Raw genomic sequence first — 4,893 nt, 5'->3', positions numbered from 1 at the left:
GCTCGCGGCGGCGTCGGCCCGCGGCAGCGACTGGTACAGCGCCGAGGCGGCCAGGTGCAGCGCGCCGCACACCACCAGCATGGCGCCCATGCCGAGATGGCCGAGGAACACCGCGCCCATCAGCGCGCCCACGGCCTGCCCCGCCAGCGCCGCGGTGTTGTAGTAGGAGGCCGCGGTCTCCAGCGCCTTGCCGCTGAAATAGCCTTTCAGGGCCACGGTGCGCGACACCTTGGACAGCGCGTCCATGCACCCCTTGCACAGCAGCACCGCCATCAGCAGCGCGATGGTGGCGTAGCTCAACGGAACCAGCAGCAGCGCCAGGGCGCTGCCGACTTCGCAGAACACCAGCAGCGCGCGCGGCGGGTGCCGCGCCACGGCCATGCGGATCGGCACCAGCGCCACCACGGCCGGCAGCCACTGCGTGAGCACCACGCTGTTGGCCCACAGCGCCGAGCCGGAACTGGCGAACACCTTGGCCGCCAGCGTCATCAGGAGAAAGTACGTGGAAACGCTGGCGAGGAAGATCGCCGCCCAGATGCGCGTGAAGACGGGGTTCCACACCCCTTGGGACAGCGGCGCGGTGGCCGCGCGAGCACTCATGGTGATTCCCCTGCTGGTCTGGGAAAAGCATATCAGCGGCTCGCGTGCATGCGTCACATGCAAACCTGCATGAACCGCGCTGCATTTTCGCAGATGGCATGCCGCGCGCTGCCGGATTACTGGGGTGTTCCGGGCGGCGGACCGGACGGCGGAGCGCCCGACAAGCCGGCGCACACCGCGATCACCCAGTCCATCAGAAGCCGCACGCGGTCGAGCTTGCGCAGGTCCGGATGGACCACCAGCCACAGCTCGCGCGACAGGTCGCAGTGGAAGTTCTCCACGCGCCGCACGCCGGGCGCCGTGTCGCCGATGAAATGCGGCAGCACGGTCTTGCCCAGCCCGTTCTGCACGCAGGCGAGCAGGCCTTCGGCATCGTTCACGCGGATCTGCGACAGCGTGTTGTCGCCCGCGTTGCGCGCGATCCATTCGGCCGGCGCCACGTGGGCCGCGCTGGCTTCGTAGGTGAGCCACGGCAGCGCGGCGGCGTCGCCGTCGCGCGGCGCATACACCGCGTAGTGCAGCGCGCCGACCTTGCGTGCCACCGCGCGCATGCTGTCCACCGGCCGCGCCAGGCGCAGGGCGATGTCGGCTTCGCGCCGCCCCAGGCTCAGCACGCGCGATTCGGCGACCAGTTCCACCTGCAGGCCCGGATAGCCGGCCAGCAGGCCGGGCAAAGCTGGCAGGAGAAGCCGGTTGACAAGCAGCGCAACCGAGGTCACGCGCACCACGCCGCTCACGCGGCTGTCGGCGCCGCGAATGGAATCGGTGGCGTCGATGATCAGGTCCTCGACCCGCACCGCGCGCTCGATCAATTCCTCGCCGGCGCGCGTGAGCGTCACCACACCGCGCTTGCGCTCGAACAGCCGCGCGCGCAGGCGTTGCTCGGCCTGCGCGACCTTGCGAAGCACGGTGCTTTCGTTCACTTTCAGAACCTGTGCGGCGGCACTGAACGATTGCGTGCGCGACACCGCCAGCACCACCCTGAGGTCATCCCAATTTTCTCTTTCCACTCCCTGCGCCTGCCTCTGTCGACGCAGAGGATCGTGGCATTTTTGCATAGGTGACTTCGTAAATCCAAGTGGTTCGATTGCGCACCGCTCGCTTAACATCCGCATCCCGCTTCGGCATAAAACCTCTTAGAAGGGCCGGCTGCGGGACGGACGTTTGTTTTCAAGGAGGCGTCTCTTGATCGCATTAGCCATTGGCCTTGCGTTGTTTACCTGCGCTTACGTCTTCAGTCCTTTTCTTATCTGGAGATCGTATTTCAAGGTAGCGCGCGCGGTTCTATTCAATCCCCACCTCGATGCGCGCGGCAGGGCCAGCATGGCATGGCACCTGCTCAAGGAACTGGTCTATCTGCCGGTCCTGGTGCTCATGTGGGCCATCGATGAAATCATGTGGGGCGCGTACCGGCGCACCAAGGTGCCGCCGCCCGTTTTTGTCATGAGCCAGCCGCGCAGCGGCACCACCTTCCTTCTGCGCACGCTATCTTCGGACCAGCAGTCTTTCTTCGTGCTCAAGCACCTGGACTGGCGCTTTCCCTTCATCGGCTTCTGGAAATTCATCGACCGCTTCGGGCTGCGCGAGCGGCTGGAGAAGATCGACTATTGGCCCGGAACCGAGATCGGCCGCCTCGCCTCGAAGATGCACTTCCACAACCTGGGAAGCGTGGAAGGGCACGGCGTCTTCTTCGAAGAACGCATGTACCACCACTACTTCACCTTCCGCCGCTTTCCGCTGCCGGAAGTTCTGGAGCAGGTCGACGGCGTGGACAAGCTCTCTCCTGGCGAACGCAAAAAGATCGTGCGCACGCTCAAGCGCGCGGTGCAGAAGGCCGCCTACTACCGGGGCGACGGCCGCTTCTGGCTGACCAAGGAAAACGAGAACGTCGAGCTGTTCCGGCTGGTGTACGAAGCCTTTCCCGACGCGCGCTTCCTGGTGATCGTGCGCGAGCCCAAGGCCTTCGTCAGCTCCTACATCCGCATGTCCGACTCGTGCACCACGCCCAAGCACGGCACCGACCCGAACAACATCCCCGGTTGGTACGAGGCCAACATGGCATTCCGCCGCGCGCAGTGCGCCAAGCACATCGCGTTCTGCCGCGAGCTGGAGGACAAGGGCGCGCTCGCCTACGTCACCTACGACCAATTCACCGGCGACGTGCAGGGCGCCACCCAGGAAATCTACGAGCGCTTCGGCATCCCCATGGGCGAGGCCTTCGCCAAGCACCTGCACGAACTGCAGCGCAAGCAGGACGTGCGCGAGCGCGGCTACAGCAACCCGAACGCGAAGGAAGAAGGCTTCGAAGCCTACGGCCGCTTCGTGGCGGAAGTCGCGGCCAAGAGCGACGCCGCCGCGCAGCACGACCAACCCAACTTTGCGACAGCACACCGATGAACTCCGCGCGCAGCACCCTCACGCCGCACATGGCGGCCTACATGGACAAGTTCGCCGACAGCGGTGACATCCGCTGGATGCCCTATCTCATGTACTTCCACCCGGCGGCCCACAAGAGCCCGGTAGTCAATACCGACGCCGTCGGCTTCCGCTATTCGGAAACGGGCGGCTGGCCGTATTCGGTAGCCGACCGTGGTGACTGCCCTTCGGTGCGCCTGCTGGCCGGCAGCTCCACCGTGTTCGGCATTGGCGCCAGCGCCGACAAGTGGACCCTGCCCTCGCGCCTGAGCGAGAACGACGCGCGGCCCGAGCCCTGGCTGAACTACGGCGGGCGCAGCTTCAACTCGACGCAGGAACTGCTGCTGCTGATGCTGTACCGCCACCTGCTGCCCGAGGTGAAGGAGATCGTGCTGTTCTCCGGCTTCAACAACCTGGGCCTGGCGCGCCTGCCGGCCAGCCTGCGCGGCGACAGCGGCGCCTTCTTCAACTGCCGCGAGTTCTTCGATGCATTGGCGCCGCGCGACAAGCGCCAGCAGGGCATGTTCGGCCTGGCCAAGCGCCTGGTCGGCGTGGAGGAAGCGCAGGCGCAAGAGGACACCAGCGGGATGACGCTGGCCCAGCAGATCGACTACGCCGCCCGCCTGACCCTGCAGCACGTGCGCACCTGGAACGCGGTGGCCAAGGACATGGGCGCCAAGCTCACCTTCGTGCTGCAGCCGCTGTCGGGATGGGTGCGCTCCACCGGCAGCAAGGAAGAGGAGGCGCTGTTCGCCGAGCTGGAACAGGCCGGCCGCTTCACCGAAACCTACGGCGACATCCTCACGCGCGAGGTCTGCCTGGAATACGGCAGCGCGCTGGAGCGCGGCGCGCGCGCGATGGGCGCCGGCTTCCTCAACATGGCGCCCATCCTGGCCGAGCGGCTCAAGCCGAGCGACTGGCTGTTCGTCGACCGCATCCATTTCACCGACTGGGGCCACGACTTCGTCGCCAAGACGCTGCTCGAGGCCCTGCAAACCCAGGGAGACACACCATGAAATTTCTTCGCAAGCTCTTCGCCCTCATCTTCCGCCGCAAACAGCCCAAGCGCGATGCGTCCATCTACCCGATGTTCTGACGGCACCGCCGCGCAGGCCACGCCGGCCAGCGCAACCACCTGGCGCGAACTGTTCCTGCGGTTCGCCGATCCCGAGGTGTTCATCACCGCGGAACAGGTGCGCGCGCTGCTGGCTGCCCTGCCCGTCGGCACGGCGGATGCGGCGGGCGCGGCGCGGCCTTCGGTCCACGACACGCTTGGCGAAGTCCGCCGCTGGAGTGCGGAGCGCGCGCAGGTGCACGCCGGTTTGCTGCAGTCGCTGCAGGACGCGCACCGCGTGCGGCGCTTCGCCGAGGTGGCCGCGCTTCAATCCGCCCCGCTGGGCCTGTGGCTGGGCAGCTGGCTGCAGGGCATGATCGCGCCCGGCGTCTGCGAGGACGCGCTGCAGCTCACGCTGCTGGGCGCCTATGCCGATGACGCCGGCGCCGGCCGCCCCGGCGCCGCACGGCGCGAGGAATTCCTGCGCCTGCTGCGCCACCTGCAACTGCCGGTGTACGGCGCGCGTGCCGACGAGCTCACCCGCGCGGGCGACATCGACGACGGCATGTTCGCGCTGCCCTGCGTGCTGCAGGCGCTCAGCCGGCGCAGCGACGCCTTCCATGCCGAGATCTGCGCGGCCGACCTGGTGCTGCGCGCCGTCGGCCTGATGCCGGCCTGGGCCGGCCTGCGCGCGGTGCTCCCCCATGCCTTGCAATGGCAGCGGCTGGACCTGGGCGTGGCGGGCGCGCCCGACCACACCGAAGCGGTGCTGGCGCACTACGCGCCCGCAGGCGGCGAACCGGACGCGCGCTTTGCCGCCATGC

5 protein-coding genes are annotated in these 4,893 nt (G+C 67.5%); 3 read left to right on the top strand and 2 right to left on the bottom strand.

Features of this window, described 5'->3' with window-relative positions:
* Both H0U68_RS15590 and H0U68_RS15585 read right to left on the bottom strand, forming a co-directional pair.
* Positions 1 to 600, bottom strand: a 600-nt coding sequence (locus H0U68_RS15590; RefSeq protein ID WP_365731830.1) for an MFS transporter, incomplete at its 3' end; no start/stop codon positions are given.
* Positions 601 to 716: 116 nt separating this feature from the next.
* On the bottom strand, positions 717 to 1,658 hold the full coding sequence (locus tag H0U68_RS15585; RefSeq protein WP_296357184.1) for a LysR family transcriptional regulator: 942 nt from the start codon (positions 1,656 to 1,658) through the stop codon (positions 717 to 719).
* Between the two features lie 265 nt (positions 1,659 to 1,923).
* Between H0U68_RS15585 and H0U68_RS15580 the strand changes: the two genes are divergently transcribed.
* The 3 genes from H0U68_RS15580 to H0U68_RS15570 form a co-directional block, all read left to right on the top strand.
* Positions 1,924 to 2,997, top strand: coding sequence for a sulfotransferase (locus tag H0U68_RS15580; RefSeq protein ID WP_296357182.1), 1,074 nt, complete (start codon positions 1,924 to 1,926; stop codon positions 2,995 to 2,997).
* Positions 2,994 to 4,031, top strand: a complete 1,038-nt coding sequence (locus tag H0U68_RS15575; RefSeq protein ID WP_296357181.1) for a hypothetical protein — start codon at positions 2,994 to 2,996, stop codon at positions 4,029 to 4,031. Before H0U68_RS15580 ends, H0U68_RS15575 begins: the two co-directional genes overlap by 4 nt.
* Before the next feature lie 54 nt (positions 4,032 to 4,085).
* The coding region (locus H0U68_RS15570) for a hypothetical protein (RefSeq protein ID WP_296357180.1) at positions 4,086 to 4,893 on the top strand (808 nt) is incomplete at its 3' end.

The sequence above is a fragment of the Ramlibacter sp. genome (assembly GCF_013697775.1).
Taxonomy (GTDB): Bacteria; Pseudomonadota; Gammaproteobacteria; order Burkholderiales; family Burkholderiaceae_C; genus Ramlibacter.
This window is presented reverse-complemented; position numbering and strand designations above follow the sequence as displayed.